Source organism: Nocardia sp. NPDC127526 (genome assembly GCF_042672265.1).
In the GTDB taxonomy this organism is placed as follows: domain Bacteria; phylum Actinomycetota; class Actinomycetes; order Mycobacteriales; family Mycobacteriaceae; genus Nocardia.
On sequence record NZ_JBHXVO010000024.1, the window covers coordinates 96,745 to 114,946 of the forward strand.

Genomic DNA, 18,202 nt, shown 5'->3' on the forward strand with positions numbered 1-18,202 from the left:
CCCGAGTCGACCGATCCACGACGCAAGCAACTCGCATCGCACCCCGAACTGGGCGAACCCATCGAGGAACCCATCTCGGAAAAAGATGGGCGACCGGACCGTTCAACCTTGCGGCTGACGGTGGGAGTCGGGCTCCACTTAAAGCCCCGGTCCGGCTACAAGAACCGGACTGGGGCGGTCGTCGCAGGTCAGTCTAACAGCCACCTGGGCGGATCCCGAAATCGGCCTCCCCCGCGACCCGGCCCGGCCCGGCCGGTGCCATGCTCTACCCCATGAGTGAGGCAAGTGTGAACGAGGATTCGGCCCTCATCGAAGGCGAAGTGGTCCGCGAACTGGCCGAGATCCCCGCCGTGGAGGTTATCAGCCGCGCCGCCGTCATGCTGATGAGCTCCGCCGCCGAAAAGCTCGGCCTCGGCGAGGACGACCCGTCCGCCAGCCCCCACCTCGACCTGGACGAGGCCCGCCGCGTCATCACCGCCCTCGCCGGCCTCGTCACCGCCTCCGTGGAATACCTCGGCCCGCACGCCGGCCCCATCCGCGACGGCCTGCAGTCGCTGCAGCGCGCCTTCCGGGAATCCTCGGCCCACCCCGACGCCCCCGGCGCCGGCCCCGGCGAGAAGTACACCGGCCCCGTCTACTGACGCCGGACCGGCGCGCACCGCATTCGGATCGGCCCGCTGCGTAAGGCTGGGCTCGCGCCCGCCCGCTCTGGCAGGGTGGGCACATGGCAAAAATGGTTCTGGCTCCCGGATTCTGGCTCGGCGCGTGGGCGTGGGACGAGGTCGCCGGCGAATTGCGACGCCGCGGGGACGAAGTCGTGGCGCTCACGCTGCCCGGACTCGACGCCGGCGACCCGGGCCGGCTCGACACCACGCTGGTGGATCAGGCCCACGCCATTGTCGCCGCCGCCCCCGAGCCGGTGGTGCTGGTCGCGCACTCCGGCGCCGCCCTGCCCGCCTACCTGGCAACCGACCTTGCACCGGAACGCTTCTCGCGCGTGATCTACGTGGACACCGCCCCGCTCCCGGACGGCTTCGTCGCGATTCCCGCCCTCGGCGACGCCCCGGAGTTCCCGCTCGCCGACTGGTCGCAGGTGGAAGCCGACGGCAACAGCCTCGAGGGCCTGGACGAAGCGGCGCTGGCCCGCTTCCGCGAGCGCGCGGTGCCGGTCCCCGCCGGTGTCGCGGGCGCGCCCCTGAAACTCTCCGATTCCGATGCGCGCCTGTCGGTTCCGACGACACTGGTGTGCACGAGCTGGCCCAGCGAAGTGGTGCGGCAGGGCGCGCAGGCGGGGCAGGTGCCGATCTTCGCCGAGGTCGCCCGCTTCGACACCGAACTCCTGGACTACGTCGACCTGCCCACCGGCCACTGGCCCATGTGGTCGAAACCCGTTGAGCTGGCCGAGATCCTGCACGAAGTCGCCAACCGCTGACCCAGCGGCTCCGGCCGAGCATCGCGATCGCGCCCTCGGACAGGGGACGTTCCGCCGTGGCGTCGACCGTTGCGGGTGGTTATTCCGGTTCGGGTGCGATGCCGGTGAGAAGGGCGGCGATCACCGCGTCCGGATCGGCTCGGGCGGGCGTGGCGTGGGAGAGCAGGGTGGTCAGGACTTCGTCGTGGCAGATGCCTGCCAGCAGGGCTGCGGCGGTGTGCGGGTCGGCGTGTGAGGCTAGGCGGCCCAGCTCTTTTTCGGCAGACAGGTAGTCGGTGAGGAGGGAGCGCCAATCCTGGTGGGGTTCTTCGGCTTCGGCGAGGCGAGCGAGGATCGACGGGCTGGCCAGCAGGCCCGCGAAGACCGGGAGCACGGTGCGGTGCAGGGTCAGGCCGGCGCGGAGGTAGGCGCGCAGGTTCTCCGCCAGGGTGCCGGTGCCCGGGGCCGGGAGTTCGCCGAGTTTCGCGTGGGCCTCGGCAATGTGGGCGGTGACGGCGGCGGTGAGGAGTTCGTCCTTGTCGGTGAAGTGGTTGTAGAGGACGCCGTCGGCGACCTGGGCGGCGCGGGCTATGGCGCGGACGGTGAGGCCGGCCGCGCCCTGCTCGGCAATGAGGCGCTGGGCGGTGGCGAGCAGGTGGTCGCGCAAACCCTGATCGCTCTCGCTGTCGCGTAGGGCCGCGGCCTTTCTCGGGGACATGGGCGTTACGGTAGCGGGGTTGTGGCGGTGACGAGCCAGGCGGCGGTGCGCAGGCGGATGCCCGCGGGGGTGACGAAGGGTTCGAGGGCGGTGGCGAGCGCGGCGCGGATGGCGTCGTCGGTGCCGAAGTTCATGCGCATGCGGTGGTAGTGCACCGGGCCCCAGCCGATGATGAATTCGGTGGCGTCGGCGATATCGCGGCCCCAGATGCCGTCGGGCTCCAGGTAGCGGAATGCGATGTCGATGAAGCCGGCAGCGGCCAGTAGTTCGCGCATGCGGTTGGGATCGGCGAAGGGACCGTGCGCATGGGTGACCTCGAAATCGTCGAGATGGGTTGCGGCGGCCGTGAATACCGTGCCGATGTCGGTGCCGTCCAGGGGTGGCATGGTGACGAAGGCGAGGCGGCCGCCGGGGCGCAGGGCGCGGGCGACATTCGTGAAGGCGGCGACCGGGTCGGCGAAGAACATGATGCCCGCGCGGCTCAGGGCGGCATCGAAAGAGGCTGCGCGGAAGGGATGGACCTGGGCGTCGCCTTGTTCGAAGGACACATTGGCGAGGCCTTCGATCGAGGCGCGTTCCCGGGCGCGCGCCAGCATCGGACCGGACAGGTCGACGCCCGTCGCCGCGCCGCTCGCTGCGCGCCGGGCCGCCAGGCGCGTCAATTGGCCGTTGCCGCAACCGATGTCGAGCACGCGATCGGCCGGGCCGATGGCGGCGGCATCCAGGAGGGGCTGGTTGCAGCCGCCGTTCACCGCGTCGTAGCGGTCGAAGTGGGCGGCCCAATGTTCGCCCTCGTAACCGTTCCACGCTTCGGACTGCGCGGTGTTGACGATCTCGGTCATGACGCCTCCTATTGTGAACACACGTTCATGAACGTGTGTTCATCATCGGCCCGCGGAGTGGCCGCGGTCAAGAGCGCAGTGCGGAAAGCGGATTCAGCAATTTGCCACTAGGGCTTTCCGATCAATTGCCAGAGATTTGCGAAAGATTTTCGCGTGGCGAGCAGCCAAGAAGACCGGCCGGTCCGGCGCGGATTCTATTGCGCCGGCTCGCAGTTGCCGTCATTTAAACATCATGCCGAGATCACGTTTCAGCAAATCAATAGCTACACATTGAGATTGCCTCGCAGGGCGGCGCGCCGTACAAACGCCCGGCCAGCGTGTCCCGCAACGCCGCTGGTCAAGCGCCCCGACTGATGAATCCTCGTAATAACTTGCGGCCCTGCGTTATCGAACGCCGCACACAGAACGATGTGGTGCTGAGTGGATGCCGCATTCCCACCTGAACCAGCGAAACGCTGGTGCGGTGCTGCATACTACTCCGGGGACAGCGGCTGCTGTCCTTACAACGGCGTTGAAACGAACTCCACGGGGGTTGTACATGATTGACTCTGTTTCGCGAGGGCGAACCCGCAGCCGGCTGCGCCGGTTCGCTCCGATCTTCGCCGCGGTGTCGGTAGCCGCGGCACTGGTGGCGGGCTGCTCGTCGTCCAGCGACGACACGGGCACCACCGCCGCCACCCCGCCGCCGGCCGAACTGCCGGACGGCGCGCAGATCGTGGCGGAATGCGCTCGCACCACCCAGACCCTGCAGTGGGTCCACTTCAACCTGTCGGTATCGAATGTGCCGAACCTCCCGGTGGAGACCATCTCCGCCGATGTCACCAACCAGCCGCAGGGGGCGGGGCAGGCGATCGGTGACGCGAAGGTGCGGCTGAAGCCGGAGGCCGAGTTCACCGACACCAAGTTCCTGGTCTACGACAAGACCCTGTACGCCGGCGACGGCACCAAGTACAGCAAGGTCGGCCCGGCCGAGCAGATCTACGATCCGGGCGTCATCCTGGACAAGGACAAGGGCCTGGCCAATGTGATCGCCCAGATCCAGAACCCCAAGGCCGAGGCCCGGGAGAAGATCGACGGCGTCGACACCGTGAAGATCACCGGCACCATCAACGGCTCGGTCATCGACCCGGTCGTGCCCAAGGCCGGCGACGGCGTCGGCTCGCTGCCGATCACGGTGTGGATCAAGGACGTCGCGCCGCCGACCGGCAGCGGCACCACGCTGCCGTCCGAGGCCGCCTCGCCCGGCACCGGCCCGAACCTGGTGAAGGCCGTGGTCACCAAGGACTCCGGCACCATCTCGGTGGTGCTGTCCAACTGGGCCAAGGAATTCACCGTCCCCAAGGTCGGGGGGTAAGGGACACCCTCGTCCCTGAAGTCTGAGTTCGGAACCGGTCCGGGAAAGCGGAACGCCGGCAACGGCTGTAATCCGCTGGCCCGGGCCGGCTTTCGTATTGCAGGGCCTGGTTCGGGGCGCCAGCGCTTCGATCTCGGCCGAAACCCTGATGAACTTGTCGGCCCCCTCTTCTAGGGTCTCGGGGGACGCCGCGCTAACGAAGCTATTGGTTTAAGAGATTGTTCAGTGAAATGCAAGGGCCCGCAACGATAGTTCATACAGAACGCTCGAGGGCAGTGTGTGATGAGGCCTGATCGGCGCAGAACAGGCAGGCACCGGCCGATCGGACACGGAGGAAAGAAATGACGACCGACCGCCAGGACGTGGACGAGCGCGGGCAGGACACGGGGGAGAGCGAATTCCGGCGCCCCGACGGCCCTCCTGGTCCGCCTCCGGTTTCAAATGTATGGGTCTACAACGGCAAAGCCTACGACCTGAGCGACTGGATCTCAAAGCATCCGGGCGGCGAGTTCTTCATCGGCCGTACGAAAAACCGGGATATCACCTCCATTATCGGCTCGTACCACAAGAACCCGGAGGGGATCTCGAAGCTGATCGAGCGCTACGCGCTCGATCGGGAAGCCCTGCCCGAGGATATCCATCCCAAGGCGAACGCGCCGGACTTCCTGTTCAAGGAGGGTTTCGACTCCTGGCGCGACACCCCGAAGTACCGCTTCGACGATAAGAACGATCTGCTGCACGCGGTCAAGAAGCGGCTCAAGGAGCCGGCGCTGGCGGCGCGAATCCAGAAGATGGACAAGCTGTTCAACATCACCGTCGTGCTGATGGCCATCGCCTACTTCGCGGTGCAGGGCCTGCGGCTGGCGGTGCCGGCGTGGATGCCGCTGCCGGTGTTCGTCATCGCCATGGTGGTGCTGCGCAGCTCCCTGGCGGGCTTCGGTCACTACGCCATCCACCGCGCCCAGAAGGGCTGGAACAAGATCTGGGTGAACGCGTTCGACCTGAATTACGTCGCCCTGTCGTTCGTGACCGCGGACGGGCACGCGCTGCTGCACCACCCGCACACGCAGAGTGAAGTCGACATCAAGAAGAACGTCTTCACCATGATGACGCGCGTGCCGGTGCTGTACCGCATTCCCATCCACACGCTGCACAAGCTCGGCCACACGCTGACCGGCATGATCATGCGCCTGCTCGATGTCTGCCGCCTCACCCGCAAGGTGGGCATCAAGGACATGTACGGCACCTGGGGCGGTGCGCTGCCGCACTTCATCGGCTCGTTCGCGGTGCGCTTTCTGCTGGTGGGCGAGTTCCTCGCCTTCCTGATCATGGGCGATATCTGGGCCTGGGTGCTGCAGTTCGTGCTCACCCTGTGGGTCAGCACCTTCCTGGTGGTGGCCAGCCACGACTTCGAGATGGACACCGAGGAGGTCGAATCCGATACCGAGGACTGGGCCATCAACCAGCTCGAACAGGCCTACGACCTGAAGGTGATCGGCAACCGCTACGTCGACTGCTTCCTGTCGGCCGGCCTGAGCTCGCACCGGGTGCATCACGTACTGCCGTACCAGCGCAGTGGTTTCGCCAATATCGCGACCGAGGACGTGGTCCGCGAGGAGGCCGCGAAATTCGGCGTCGAATGGCTGCCGGCGAAGAGTTTCTTCACCGACCGTTTCCCGAAGCAGGTTCGCGTTTATCTCCTGTCCCGTTCCGATGAAGCGAAGGAACGCAATTGGGGATTCGTCCGGGAGCATTTGTCCCCCGGCGCGCTGAAAACCTCCGCGGTCTACACGGTTCAAGGATTCACCGGAATCGGAACAGTCTGATTCTGTTTCGCTGACGGTCGAATGACCGCGCCGCCGCGTATTGCGCGGCCGGTCATAGCTTTATCGAAAGAAGGGGAGAATTTCGTGTCTATCACTATCGACGAGGGGGGCGCCGTGCCCGAGACCGCGACCCGGTTGGCCACCGCGGCGACCCGGTTCCCGGCGGGCACCGAGCTCGAATACGGCTTCGGCGAGCAGGGCCTGCCGCCGACCCCGCCGACCACGGTCGGCGTCATCGAGGGCATTGCCACCGGCTCGCCGGAGCAGCTCTTCGAACAGGCCGACGCCGCCGAGCGGGTGGCCCGGCGGTTCGCGGATCCGGCGCAGCAGGAACGCATTCGGCGGGTCTTCCAGAAGACCCGGATCAGCACCCGCCACCTGGCGGTCGATCCGCTGCAGCCGGAGTTCGAGGCGTTCAGCAGCAAGCCCGCCACCATCCGGGAACGGATGAACATGTACTACGACTACGCGGCCCCGCTCGCGGTCGACGTGGCCGCGCGGGCGCTGGCCGACGCCGATGCCGCGGCGTCCGAGATCGGGCTGCTGGTGTTCGTCACCAGCACCGGCTTCATCGCCCCCGGCGTGGACGTCGCCATCGTCAAGCAGCTCGGCCTGCCGAAGTCGGTCGGCCGGGTGGTCGTGAACTTCATGGGCTGCGCGGCCGCCATGAACGGCGTGCGCACCGCGGTGGACTACGTCCGCGCCAACCCGGACAAGAAGGCCATGGTGGTGTGCATCGAGGTCAGCTCGGTGAACGCCGCATTCGGCGACGACATCATCGGCATCATCACCCACAGCCTGTTCGGCGACGGGTGCGGCGCGCTCGTCATCGGCGCCTCCCAGGTGCAGCAGCCCCTGGAGGCCGGCAAGGTGGTGCTGCGCGACACCTTCAGCTACCTGTTCGACGGCGCGGAGGACGGCATCGTGCTCGGCGTCAACGACAATGGCATCACCTGCGAGCTGTCGGAGCACCTGCCGCAGTACATCTTCGACGGCGTCGATCCGGTGGTCTCGGATGTGCTGGACCGCAATGGACTACAGAAGTCCGATATCGACCTGTGGGCGATCCACCCGGGCGGCCCGAAGATCATCGAATCCTCCGCGGCCTCGCTCGGAATCACTCCGGACACCGCGGGTCCGAGCTGGGATATCCTTGCCCAGCACGGAAATATGCTCAGCGTCTCGCTGATCTTCGTGCTGGAGCAGATGATTCAGCGGGCCCAGACCAGCAAGCCCATCTCGACCGGTGTGGCGTTCTCGTTCGCGCCGGGCGTCACCCTCGAAGGCATGATCTTCGACATCGTTCGCCGGTAACGACGAACCGCCGTCTCAGAGAGCAGCAATCATGCAACTCATCCGATTTCTCATCTCCATCTCCTGGATGCGGATCGCGGCCGTCATCGCGGCGGGCCTGGTCTGCGGTGTGGCCAACACCTACCTGGTGACACTTATTCGGGGAGTGGTGTCACCGGAACCGCATCCAGCGGTCACCGTCCAGAGCTTCGCCGCGACGGTGGCGGTCATCCTGGTCAGTGGAGTGCTGTCACAGGTGCTGCTCATCCGGCTCGCCCAGGATGCGATCTTCCAGCTGCGCGCCCAGCTCAGCAATGGCATCGTGTCCGCTCCGCTGGAGCATCTGGAACGGCTGGGCATGCATCGCCTGATGGCGACGCTCACCGAGGATGTGCGGTCGCTGTCGCAGGCCGTGACCGCCATCCCGAGCATCTGCATCGACGTCGCCACCATTGTGGGCTGCTTCGTGTACCTGTTCATGGTGGACGGCAAGGTCTTCGCGGTCACCGTGGCGGGCACCCTGCTCGGAATCGCTTCCGTCGAAGCGATTCTGAAGAAGGTGCGCAAGATCTACCAGCAGGCGCGTGAGAACGACGACGCCCTGCTGCGGTCGTTCACCTCGGTGACGCTGGGCATCAAGGAACTCAAGCTGCACCGCGGGCGGCGCAAGGACTTCATGGACAAGCACCTGCTCGGCACCGCCGGGGAGCTGCGCGACCAGAATGTCGACGCCGGCTCGAAATTCTCGGTGGCGCAAGGGTTCGGGCAGCTGCTGCAGCTGGCCACCATGGGTCTCATCCTGTTCGTGCTGGCCAAGGCGTTCAAGCTGGATCGCGACACCATGTTCGGGTACATCCTGGTGACGACCTTCCTGGCCATGCCCATGCAGAACTTCATGCACCGGATCCCGGACCTGCTGCGCGGTGACGTGGCGCTGGCCAAGATCCGCTCCATGAGCCTGTCCATGGCGACCCTGCACAATGAGGATCAGCTGCCCTACACCGAGCGGCCGATCGTGAGCGAGGCGCGGCTGGAGCTGTCGAATGTCAGCTACACCTATGTGGGCGAGGCGCCTTCGCAGGTTCCGCCGCCGCCGGGATCCGAACCGCAGCCGGGGATGGGCGCACGCCGCCCCGGTCAGGGTGGACGTCCCGGCCCCGGTCAGGGCGGGCATCCCGGTCCGGGACCGGGGGCTCCCGGTGCGGGGCACGGCGGGCATCCGGGTCCCGGACCCGGTGCACCGGGCGCGCGGCACGGCGGTCATCCCGGACCCGGCCCCGGCGCTCCCGGGTCCGGCGGGCATCCCGGTCCCGGGCCGGGCGCACCGGGTGGTCCGCCGCGGCCGGGCGGGCCGGGTGCGCATCCCGGCGCGCGGCCGGATGTCAACGGTCACCGGTTCGTGAATCCGTTCGCCGGCAAGAGCATTCCGGTGCCGATCAGTCATCCGCCGGCCGAGGACGTGGCGGGCTTCAATCTCGGCCCGCTCGACCTGACCTTCGAACCCGGGCAGGTGACGTTCATCGTCGGCGGCAACGGCAGTGGCAAATCCACGCTCGCCAAGCTGATCACGGGCCTGTACGTGCCCGAGACCGGGCATCTGACGCTGAACGGCGAGCAGATCGACCACGAGAACATCGAGTGGTTCCGGCAGAACTCCTCGGCCATCTTCACCGATTTCTATCTCTTCGAGGACTACCTCGGCTTCGATCGCCCCGGCATCGACGACGAGGTGCGGCATTACCTCGAAGAGCTGCAGATCGCGCACAAGGTGACGGTCAAGGACGGGCGGCTGTCCACCATCAATCTGTCGCAGGGTCAGCGAAAGCGGTTGGCGCTGTTGACCGCTCTGCTCGAGGACCGGGCAATCTACCTGTTCGACGAGTGGGCGGCGGATCAGGAGCCCAAGTTCCGTGATGTGTTCTACCGGGAGATCCTGACCAAGCTCAAGCAGCGCGGGAAGACCGTCATCGTGATCACCCACGACGACCGGTACTTCGATCTCGCCGATCAGATCGTCAAGCTCGATTTCGGGCGCGTGGCGGAGGCCAAGCTGCTGGCGCAGCCGGTCGCCGAATAGCAGAACAGGGAATGGCCCCCACCCGGCGGTGGGGGCCATTCTCGTTGGCGGCGTGAAGGGGTTCTCACGCACGCCGCATCCCGCAGTGGCGCGGAGCACATGCGGGCCCGCTGATTACAGTCGTAAGAATGGGCAGCGAGACCTCTGCGGCGAAGCGGCTTCGACGAGAAGAACTGCGAGACTTTCTGCGTGCCAGGCGCGCGCGGATTTCCCCTGCTGACGTGGGGTTGGTGAGTTCGGGCCAGCGCCGGACGCCGGGATTGCGGCGCGAGGAGGTCGCCCAGCTGGCCGGGGTCGGGGTGTCCTGGTACACGTGGCTCGAGCAGGGGCGCGATATCAATGTCTCCGCCGACGTGCTGGAGGCCATCGGGCGGGCGCTGCAGCTGAACGAGACCGAGCGCGCGCATCTGTTCGTGCTCGCCGGGCTGAATCCCCCACGCAGCCACCAGGTTCGCACCGCGCCGGTCAGTCCGGAACTGCGGCGGCTGATCGACGGGTGGAATCCGCGGCCGGCGATCCTGCGCGACCGCTATTGGAATCTGCTCGCCTTCAATGACGCCACCCGGCTGGTCTTCGGCTACGACGACAGCGACCACAACTGCCTGACCACCTTCTTCACCAATGCCCGCTACCGCGATATGCACACCGAGTGGGCGGAGATCGCCCCCGTCGTGGTCGCGGCCTATCGCGCCGATGTCGCCTACTCCCCCGCCGATCCGGGATTCCAGCGGGTGATCGGCGAACTCAGCAGCGCCAGTACGGAATTCGCCGAACTGTGGGCCCGCCACGATGTCGCCGCACCGACACAGGGCATGAAGGCGGTCCGCCATCCCGAGGCCGGGGACCTGATCTTCGACAAGACCACCCTCGCCCTGATCGACCAGCCTGACTGGCATCTGGAGTTCTACAACCCGCGACCGGGCACCGGCACCGCAGAACGCCTCGACTGGCTGACCCGCAGCAGCGCCCTCGCATCGGCCTGAGGCACTCAATCCATTCGTCATCCCGGCGTGTCCATTCGTCATCCCGGCGTGTCCATTCGTCATCCCGGCGTGCTTTTGGCCGGGATCCACTAGATTCCGGCCAAGGGCACGCCGGAATGACGGGGCGCAGGGGCGCACGGCCGCACAGGCGCAGGGGCGCAGCCTGGTGGTGGCGGACCCATGTTGACTGCGCACTGTTTGCTCGGAGCCGATCTCGGCAGGCTGAATGTCATGACACAGAGCAACTCCCGCTTCACCGGCAAGATCGCCCTCATCACCGGCGGCACCAGCGGCATGGGCCTGGCCACCGCCCGCCGCCTGCTGGCCGAGGGCGCGCACGTGGTCATCACCGGCCGCGACAAGACCCGTCTCGACGCCGCCGTCCAGGATCTCGCGACCACCGCCCCCGACGCGGCGGACCGCATTCTCGCGGTGCCCGGCGACGTGGGCGACCGCGCCGACCGCGATGCCCTGACCGAGGCCATTTGCACACGCTACGGCCGCTTGGACGTGGTGTTCGCCAATGCGGGCGTGGGCTCCTTCCAGCCGGTCGCCGAGGTCACCGAGGACGAGTTCGACCGCGTGATCGGCATCAACTTCAAGGGCGTGTACTTCACCATCCAGCAGGCCCTTCCGCTGCTGGCCGACGGCTCCGCCATCGTCATCAACGCCTCCTGGACCCTGCACCGCGGACTCACCGGCGCCACCATCTACTCCGCCACCAAGGCCGCCGTGCACAACCTCGCGCACACCCTCGCCGCCGACCTCTCGTCGCGTCGGATCCGGGTGAACTCGGTCAGCCCCGGCTACATCGCCACGCCGATGTTCCACGACAATGTCTCCCTCAAGGCCCAGCCCGAGGTTCTCGCCAATGTGGCCGCCGCTCGTTTCGGTACTTCCGAGGACGTGGCCAATGCCGTTGCGTTCCTGGCCTCCGAGGAGGCCTCCTACATCAACGGCCAAGACCTCATCATCGACGGCGGCCTGGTCTCCGCCATCCCGGCTCCCATGCTGTAGCGAATCGGGCTCCCATGCTGTAGCGAATCGGACGAGGCCCCGCACCGCGGCGGTGCGGGGCTCCGGGACCGCCGCGCCCGCGGAATGCGCTATCCGCCGCCTCCGCAGCCGCCACCCCCACCGCCACAGCCGCCGCCTCCGCCGCCATCACCGCCGCCCCCGTCACCGATATCCCAGCCACCGTCCCAGCCATCGCCCACATGCCATCCGCCCCAGCCGGGTCCGCCCTCGTCACCCCATTTCTCGTCGTAATCCATTGAGCCGTAGGGCGTATTTCCGGTACTCACGGTGATGCTGCCCGTCATCGCCATTGCCACCAACCGCTTGAAACGCGACCGCGGCGTATTGAAGAAGCCTTCGGGCGGGCCGTCCTCGGATTCCTTCGCTTCGGACTCATCGCCCTCCGGCAGCGGAACTTCCGCGCCCGCCCCGGCCTCCCGCACGGCATGTGCCGCCACGCTCTGCTGAGGCTCCTTCTCCCACCAATAGTCCGGCTCGCCCCGCCACTCCTCGAGCAGCCGCTCCGTCTCCTGTCGCAAGGCGTTGAGCACCCGCCAACCAGCAACCGTCCGTTTGGGTTTCACCAGCAGATACAGCCCGGCCACGAGCGCCGCCGCCAGCAGCACGACTATCCAGACGTTCAGCGGATCGGTCACCAGCCGGACCAGCACCGCGACCGGAAGCAGCACCACCGCGATCGCCTTGACCACGCGCCGCCGCCACTCCCCCGGAATCAGTCCCTCGTCGCGCAGCCGATCCCGCAGCGTCGTCAATTCCGCACGCGTGCGCCGTTTTCGAACCAGCGCCCGCAGCCGGGCGGGCGTGGTCAGGTCGGCGAAGACGGCTTGTTCGAGCTCATCGGCATCCGATAGCGGCTCGGCTCCCGTCCGCTTGACCTTCGACTTCGGCCTGTTCGGCGCTACCACGCCATCGACATCCAGCGCGGTCACCGCCGTGACCAGCGCACCTCGCGCGCCGGCCCGCAGGAATCCGATTTCACTCGTGGACAATTCCCGATCCGAACGCGCGGTCAGCGGCGGTATCCGAATCACGACCGCGAGGAGCAGCAGTCCAAAGATCAACAACAGCAAGAGATTTCCCACCGCAAACACCCCCAGAGCTCACCGATGGTGATCTCAGTATGCGGCGGCGGCTCTCGGCGCGGCGAGCCACCAGTTTCGGTGGGTCCGTGGCGGATTCACTCGCGAATCTCCAGCTCGGCGGCCACGATTACGCAATAGTTCAACGGCAGCGTCGCCATCCCCACCGCGGTCCGGGCGTGCCGACCGATCTCGGGACCGAAGACGTCCAGGATGAGATCCGAGAACCCGTTGATCACGGTGGTGGATCCGGCGAAGCCGACATCGGCATTGACCATGCCCTGCACCATGAGCCACGCCGAGATGCGATCCAGATCACCCAGCGTGGCCTGGAGATTCCCGAGCATGGCGATGGCGGCCGCGCGGGCCGACTCGTAGGCGTGGTCCGGCTGGACCATGCTCGGGACCTTGCCGAAAGGGCCTGCGGGGCGGCCGTCTTCGCTCAGGGCCCCATGGCCGGAGACGAGAACACGGGGTCCGGAGACGCGAACCCATGCGAAGGGAGTCACCATGCCCGGCGGGGGTTTGGGTGAGGGGGGAAGCTGGATGCCTAGCTCTGTCAGCCGCTTCGCGATGGTGCTCACTCTGAAAGTATGGCGGGTTCGATCCGCGGGTGGTCGGTGCTCAGGTGTCGATCGGGTGTGGATGGTTCTCGCTCTCTGGCGTGCGCAAAGCAAACCGATGGAGGGGTCACCTCGTCCGCCGCACCCGGCGCCGGCTCCCCTGCTGGGAGCCGAATACTCGGCTCCCAGCCTGGCTGGATGGTCGACCGGGCACTGGTGGCGGGGTTTCTCGGCGTGTCGCCGCCACCAGTGCCCGGTCGGCGTTGTTTCACTTTGGAACCGGTTCGGGGGTGGGGGGTCGGCGGATCTCGTAGAAGAAGCAGCCGTATTCGACGGCTCGGACGTGCACCAGGGCCACCTCCGGGTCGGAGAAGGCGTCGGTGAGAGCTTGATCGACCTCTTGGTCGGACAGCTCGGAGTCTTCCAGGAGTTGACCGCCGAGGATGCGGCCGTCGGTGGAATACCGCCGTAGAACCCGCCGCGCATTCAGCAGCGGATAGCCGTCATGCGCGGGGGCGGCACAGTCGTCGGCGTGAATGAATGCCGGGCCCTGCTCGTCGTATGCGCCTGGGGCCGCACCGGTTTCGGCAGCCCAGCGCCGGAGGGGCGCGTACGCGACGAGGGCGATGCGGTCGCCGGGTGCACTGCGGCGAAGGCAGCAGCGGAGGGGGGCGCCGCCCTCGTCATCGGTGAACGCGACCATCGGGCGGCCCGCATCGTCCGTGATGCGGAGTTCCTTCAGAGCCTCGGGGCTGATGGGAAGCGCGGTGTAGGTCGTCATGTCTCCAGATTGGCCCGCCGGTGAGTTGATCACCGGCGGGAATCGGACCTCGCGCATTCTCCCTAGCGGAGAGCCGCTGCCTTGCGGCGGGCGGCGGATGCCTTCTTCGCCGCGGCTGCCTGTTCCGGGTTCTTCGGGGCGGCAGCCTTTTTGGCCGGAGCCTTCTTGGCGGCGGCCTTCTTCGGCTTGACCGGAGCCGGAGCGGCCAGGACTTCCTTCAGGAACTGCCCGGTGTAGCTTTCCGCCACGGCCGCAACGTCTTCCGGGGTGCCCTGCGCGATGACGGTGCCGCCGCCGGAGCCGCCTTCCGGGCCCATGTCGATGACCCAGTCGGAAGTCTTGATGACGTCCAGGTTGTGCTCGATGACGATGACCGAATTGCCCTTGTCGACCAGGCCATTGATGACCGTGAGCAGCTTGCGGATGTCTTCGAAGTGCAGGCCGGTGGTGGGCTCGTCGAGAATGTAGACGGTGCGGCCGGTGGAGCGCTTCTGGAGTTCGGCGGCCAGCTTCACGCGCTGCGCCTCACCACCGGACAGGGTGGGGGCGGACTGGCCGAGGCGCACGTAGCCGAGGCCGACATCCACCAGGGTCTTGAGGTACCGGTGGATGGAGGTGACCGGTTCGAAGAACTCGGCGGCCTCCTCGATCGGCATATCGAGAACTTCGGCGATGGTCTTGCCCTTGTAGTGGACTTCCAGGGTTTCCCGGTTGTACCGCGCGCCGTGGCAGACCTCGCACGGGACGTAAACATCGGGGAGGAAGTTCATTTCGATCTTCAGGGTGCCGTCGCCGGAGCACGCCTCGCAGCGGCCGCCCTTCACATTGAAGGAGAAACGGCCGGGCTGGTAGCCGCGCACCTTCGCCTCGGTGGTGGCGGCGAAGAGGGTGCGGATCTTGTCGAAGACGCCGGTGTAGGTGGCCGGATTCGAGCGCGGGGTGCGGCCGATGGGCGACTGGTCGACCTGCACCAGCTTGTCCAGGTGGTCGAGGCCGTTGACGCGGGTGTGCCGGCCGGGCACCTGGCGCGCGCCGTTCAGCTTATTGGCGAGCACGGTGGCCAGAATGTCATTGACCAGGGTGGACTTGCCCGAACCCGAGACGCCCGTAATCGCGGTGAGCACCCCGAGCGGGAAGTTCACATCGATGTTCTTGAGGTTGTGCTCGATCGCGCCCACCACGGTGAGCTGCTTCTTCTTGTCGATCGGGCGGCGCACCAGCGGCACTTCGATGGTCTGGCGGCCGGAAAGGTAGGCGCCCGTGAGGGAATGCTTGTCCTCGAGCAGTCCGGGATACGGGCCGGAGTAGACCACCTGGCCGCCGTGCTCACCGGCGAGCGGACCGATGTCGACCACCCAGTCCGAGGAGTGGATGGTGTCCTCGTCGTGCTCGACGACAATGAGCGTATTGCCGAGATTCTTGAGGCGCGTGAGGGTTTCGATCAGCCGGCGATTGTCGCGCTGGTGCAGGCCGATGGACGGCTCGTCCAGCACATACAGCACGCCGACCAGGCCGGAACCGATCTGCGTGGCCAGGCGGATGCGCTGCGCCTCACCGCCGGAGAGCGTGCCCGCGGCCCGCGACAGCGTCAGGTATTCCAGGCCGACATCGAGCAGGAAGCCCAGTCGCGCCTGAATCTCCTTGACCACCTGGGCCGCGATGGCCGCCTGCCGGTCGTCGAGATCGAGGCTGTTGAGGAACTTGGCGGCCTCGCCGATGGACAGATCCGACAGTTCGGCAATGGACTTGTGGCCGTCGATCGAGGCCAGGGTGACGGCCAGGATCTCCGGGCGCAGGCGGGCGCCATTGCAGACGGGACACGGGATATCCCGCATGTACCCGTCGTAGTGCTCCTTCATGGCCTCCGATTCGGTGTTGTCCATGCGCCGCTGCAGGAACGGCATGACACCTTCGAAATCGGCGTAGTACGAACGCTTCCGGCCGTAGCGGTTGGTATAGGAGACGTGCACCTGCTCGGAACTGCCCTCCAGCACCGCCTTGCGGGCCTTGAGCGGCAGCTTCTCCCACGGCGTGTCCATGGAGAAGCCCATGGCATCGGCCAGGCCCGACAGCAGCCGGGTGAAGTATTCGGCGGTCTGCCCGCGCGACCACGGCGCGATGGCGCCCCCGGCCAGGCTCAGCTCCGGATCCGGCACCACCAGATCGGGATCGACCTCCTTGCGGATGCCGAGACCGGTGCAGTCGGGGCAGGCGCCATAGGGCGAGTTGAAGGAGAACGACCGGGGTTCCAGATCCTCGATATCGAGCGGGTGACCGTTCGGGCAGGCCAGCCGCTCGGAGAAACGCCGCTCCCGATCGTGGGCGTGCTCGTCGCGATCCACGAAGTCCAGCACCACGATGCCGTCGGCCAGCCGCAGCGCGGTCTCGATCGAATCCGTCAGGCGCTGTTTGGAACTCGGCTTCACCGCGAGCCGGTCGATGACCACCTCGACGTCGTGCTTCTCCTGCTTCTTCAGCTTCGGCGGATCGGTGAGCGGATACACCACGCCATCCACCCGGACGCGCGAGTAGCCCTGCGAGTTCAGCTGATCGAACAGGTCGACGAATTCGCCCTTGCGGGTGCGCACCACGGGCGCGAGCACCTGGAAGCGGATGCCCTCCTCCATGGCCAGCACCTGGTCCACGATCTGCTGCGGGGTCTGCTTCTCGATGAGATGCCCGCAGACCGGGCAGTGCGGGGTGCCCGCGCGCGCGAACAGCAGGCGCAGATAGTCGTAGACCTCGGTAATGGTGCCGACCGTGGACCGGGGATTCCGGTTGGTCGATTTCTGGTCGATGGACACCGCCGGCGACAGGCCCTCGATGAAGTCCACATCCGGCTTGTCCATCTGCCCGAGGAATTGCCGCGCGTATGCCGACAGCGATTCCACATAGCGGCGCTGGCCCTCGGCGAAAATGGTGTCGAACGCGAGCGACGACTTGCCGGACCCGGACAACCCGGTGAACACGATGAGACTGTCGCGGGGTAGGTCGAGATCGACTCCCTTGAGATTGTGCTCCCGCGCACCACGCACCGTCAGGCGATCCGCCACAGGCCGTCCTTCCAACGTTTCGGCATCCAGAGTTACCCCCGACGCCATGCTAGGCGGACCCACCGACAAGTTTGCCCACGCATGCTGAAACGCTGGTCACAGTGGATTCGGGAATACCGATCAGCCTAGTTTCTCGACCACCTCGAGCACACCCGGCATTGCCGATCCGGCCGGAATCCGCCGCACGCACGAGGCGCTGATGGCCCGCGGCGCCAGCCCGCGATCGCGCACCCGGTCCTCGGCCCCGGCCGCCTTCACCAGTGCCAGGTCGCCATCGAAGCGCCGGTACAGCAACCGGCCGCGGCGACTGTCCGGATCTGTATAGAACAGATACGGCATACCGCCCAGGCACAATCGCGCGGCCGCCTCGTCCTCGCGCAGCACCGGAACGCCATCGCGATGCTGGCGCACCGTCCGCACCCCGAGGGGTCCGCGCCAGCACACCACCGCATCCGATCCGGACTCCGCATCGGTGAACAGGTGCGCGTCGTAATCCATCGCATCCAGGACCCGTGTCGCCGCAGCCGCATTCACCACCTGCAACTGACAGTCCTTGCGGCGCACGATCGGCCGCGGCTCCCCCGCCGTCGCCAGCGACGGCCGCGACGGATCCGGCCAGGGCCGCGACAACTCCTCGGGCGGGCAGTCCAGACGCAGGTCGAGCCGCTCCAGCGCGAAGGTCACCGCGAACCGCCCCGGCCCGGCGACCTGCACCCGGTACGCCTTCCCTTGCGCCCGGATCGCCACCTGAACCAGGGTCGTCACATCCTCGGAACCGGGCCGGTGCAATCGCGCCCGCACCGGCCCGTCCACCCCGTGGCGACGCAGTATCCTGCCGAGCCCGCGCACCACGCGGGTCACCTCGGCCGGCGGGACGGGTCCGCTGGTGGTCACCACGAAATCCGGATCGATTCCACTCGACCACACATCGAACGCGCCCATGCCGCCCCACTTTCCCGTTTCCGACCCGGCAACCGTGTCCTATCGCAACATGCCGTGGACCCTTCCGGACAGGGCCGAAGGTCCCGATCCGGACCACTTTCTTGGAAAATCATCCGCTAAAAGGTTGCAAGAAGGTTGGCACACCCGGGAGCGCCCACGGGCCGTTTCGGTTCACTCGTATCGAGCAGCCGGCAACTGTTCCGCGCGTAGACTTCCCGATGCAGTGAGCGCTTCCGCCGGAC

Annotated in this window: 15 protein-coding genes; 8 read left to right on the top strand and 7 right to left on the bottom strand. The window is 66.9% G+C overall.

The genetic code is table 11. The features are described from left to right. The first annotated feature begins 272 nt into the window (after positions 1–272). On the top strand, positions 273–641 hold the full coding sequence (locus ACFVIV_RS29770; protein ID WP_379201957.1) for a DUF1844 domain-containing protein: 369 nt from the start codon (positions 273–275) through the stop codon (positions 639–641). Between the two features lie 83 nt (positions 642–724). Further along, a complete protein-coding gene (locus ACFVIV_RS29775) occupies positions 725–1,432 on the top strand; it encodes an alpha/beta fold hydrolase (protein ID WP_379201959.1) in 708 nt (235 codons plus the stop codon). Between the two features lie 79 nt (positions 1,433–1,511). On the opposite strand, the gene ACFVIV_RS29780 is transcribed toward ACFVIV_RS29775, so the two are convergent. Both ACFVIV_RS29780 and ACFVIV_RS29785 read right to left on the bottom strand, forming a co-directional pair. Further along, entirely contained in the window at positions 1,512–2,129 is a 618-nt protein-coding gene (locus tag ACFVIV_RS29780; RefSeq protein WP_379201960.1) for a TetR/AcrR family transcriptional regulator, read from the bottom strand. A 5-nt stretch (positions 2,130–2,134) separates the two neighbouring features. Then, complete coding sequence (locus tag ACFVIV_RS29785) at positions 2,135–2,971, bottom strand: class I SAM-dependent methyltransferase (protein ID WP_379201962.1); 837 nt, start codon at positions 2,969–2,971, stop codon at positions 2,135–2,137. A gap of 607 nt (positions 2,972–3,578) precedes the next feature. On the opposite strand from ACFVIV_RS29785, the gene ACFVIV_RS29790 reads away from it, so the two are divergent. The 6 genes from ACFVIV_RS29790 (at position 3,579) to ACFVIV_RS29815 (ending at position 11,521) form a co-directional block, all read left to right on the top strand. Further along, positions 3,579–4,325, top strand: a complete 747-nt coding sequence (locus ACFVIV_RS29790) for an LppX_LprAFG lipoprotein (protein ID WP_379201964.1) — start codon at positions 3,579–3,581, stop codon at positions 4,323–4,325. Between the two features lie 341 nt (positions 4,326–4,666). Further along, positions 4,667–6,151 carry a fatty acid desaturase gene (locus ACFVIV_RS29795; protein ID WP_379201966.1) on the top strand — a complete coding sequence of 495 codons (1,485 nt, stop codon included), beginning with the start codon at positions 4,667–4,669 and terminating at the stop codon, positions 6,149–6,151. A gap of 135 nt (positions 6,152–6,286) precedes the next feature. Further along, entirely contained in the window at positions 6,287–7,465 is a 1,179-nt protein-coding gene (locus ACFVIV_RS29800; RefSeq protein ID WP_379202008.1) for a type III polyketide synthase, read from the top strand. A gap of 31 nt (positions 7,466–7,496) precedes the next feature. After that, positions 7,497–9,521, top strand: a complete 2,025-nt coding sequence (locus ACFVIV_RS29805; RefSeq protein ID WP_379201968.1) for an ATP-binding cassette domain-containing protein — start codon at positions 7,497–7,499, stop codon at positions 9,519–9,521. A gap of 128 nt (positions 9,522–9,649) precedes the next feature. Beyond that, positions 9,650–10,504 (top strand): helix-turn-helix transcriptional regulator, encoded by an 855-nt coding sequence (locus ACFVIV_RS29810; protein WP_379201970.1) that lies wholly within the window; start codon positions 9,650–9,652, stop codon positions 10,502–10,504. Between the two features lie 231 nt (positions 10,505–10,735). Then, entirely contained in the window at positions 10,736–11,521 is a 786-nt protein-coding gene (locus ACFVIV_RS29815) for an SDR family NAD(P)-dependent oxidoreductase (RefSeq protein ID WP_379201972.1), read from the top strand. A gap of 89 nt (positions 11,522–11,610) precedes the next feature. Here ACFVIV_RS29815 and ACFVIV_RS29820 read toward each other — a convergent pair whose 3' ends face one another. The 5 genes from ACFVIV_RS29820 to ACFVIV_RS29840 all read right to left on the bottom strand — a co-directional run bounded on the left by ACFVIV_RS29820 (position 11,611) and on the right by ACFVIV_RS29840 (position 17,960). Next, entirely contained in the window at positions 11,611–12,624 is a 1,014-nt protein-coding gene (locus ACFVIV_RS29820; RefSeq protein ID WP_379201974.1) for a TIGR04222 domain-containing membrane protein, read from the bottom strand. A gap of 95 nt (positions 12,625–12,719) precedes the next feature. After that, on the bottom strand, positions 12,720–13,019 hold the full coding sequence (locus ACFVIV_RS29825; protein ID WP_379201976.1) for a RidA family protein: 300 nt from the start codon (positions 13,017–13,019) through the stop codon (positions 12,720–12,722). A 433-nt stretch (positions 13,020–13,452) separates the two neighbouring features. Then, positions 13,453–13,965: a DUF1203 domain-containing protein gene (locus ACFVIV_RS29830; RefSeq protein ID WP_379201978.1), complete on the bottom strand. Its 513-nt coding sequence runs from the start codon at positions 13,963–13,965 to the stop codon at positions 13,453–13,455. A 62-nt stretch (positions 13,966–14,027) separates the two neighbouring features. Further along, complete coding sequence (uvrA, locus tag ACFVIV_RS29835; protein ID WP_379201980.1) at positions 14,028–17,018, bottom strand: excinuclease ABC subunit UvrA; 2,991 nt, start codon at positions 17,016–17,018, stop codon at positions 14,028–14,030. A 120-nt stretch (positions 17,019–17,138) separates the two neighbouring features. Continuing rightward, positions 17,139–17,960, bottom strand: coding sequence for a hypothetical protein (locus ACFVIV_RS29840; RefSeq protein WP_379201982.1), 822 nt, complete (start codon positions 17,958–17,960; stop codon positions 17,139–17,141). Positions 17,961–18,202 lie beyond the last annotated feature (242 nt).

Coding starts and splice junctions, on each gene's coding strand:
- ACFVIV_RS29770 (WP_379201957.1), top strand. CDS start 273: ATGAGTGAGGCAAGTGTGAACGAGGATTCGGCCCTCATCGAAGGCGAA.
- ACFVIV_RS29775 (WP_379201959.1), top strand. CDS start 725: ATGGCAAAAATGGTTCTGGCTCCCGGATTCTGGCTCGGCGCGTGGGCG.
- ACFVIV_RS29780 (WP_379201960.1), bottom strand. CDS start 2,129: ATGTCCCCGAGAAAGGCCGCGGCCCTACGCGACAGCGAGAGCGATCAG.
- ACFVIV_RS29785 (WP_379201962.1), bottom strand. CDS start 2,971: ATGACCGAGATCGTCAACACCGCGCAGTCCGAAGCGTGGAACGGTTAC.
- ACFVIV_RS29795 (WP_379201966.1), top strand. CDS start 4,667: ATGACGACCGACCGCCAGGACGTGGACGAGCGCGGGCAGGACACGGGG.
- ACFVIV_RS29805 (WP_379201968.1), top strand. CDS start 7,497: ATGCAACTCATCCGATTTCTCATCTCCATCTCCTGGATGCGGATCGCG.
- ACFVIV_RS29810 (WP_379201970.1), top strand. CDS start 9,650: ATGGGCAGCGAGACCTCTGCGGCGAAGCGGCTTCGACGAGAAGAACTG.
- ACFVIV_RS29815 (WP_379201972.1), top strand. CDS start 10,736: ATGACACAGAGCAACTCCCGCTTCACCGGCAAGATCGCCCTCATCACC.
- ACFVIV_RS29825 (WP_379201976.1), bottom strand. CDS start 13,019: ATGGTCCAGCCGGACCACGCCTACGAGTCGGCCCGCGCGGCCGCCATC.
- ACFVIV_RS29830 (WP_379201978.1), bottom strand. CDS start 13,965: ATGACGACCTACACCGCGCTTCCCATCAGCCCCGAGGCTCTGAAGGAA.
- ACFVIV_RS29840 (WP_379201982.1), bottom strand. CDS start 17,960: ATGGGCGCGTTCGATGTGTGGTCGAGTGGAATCGATCCGGATTTCGTG.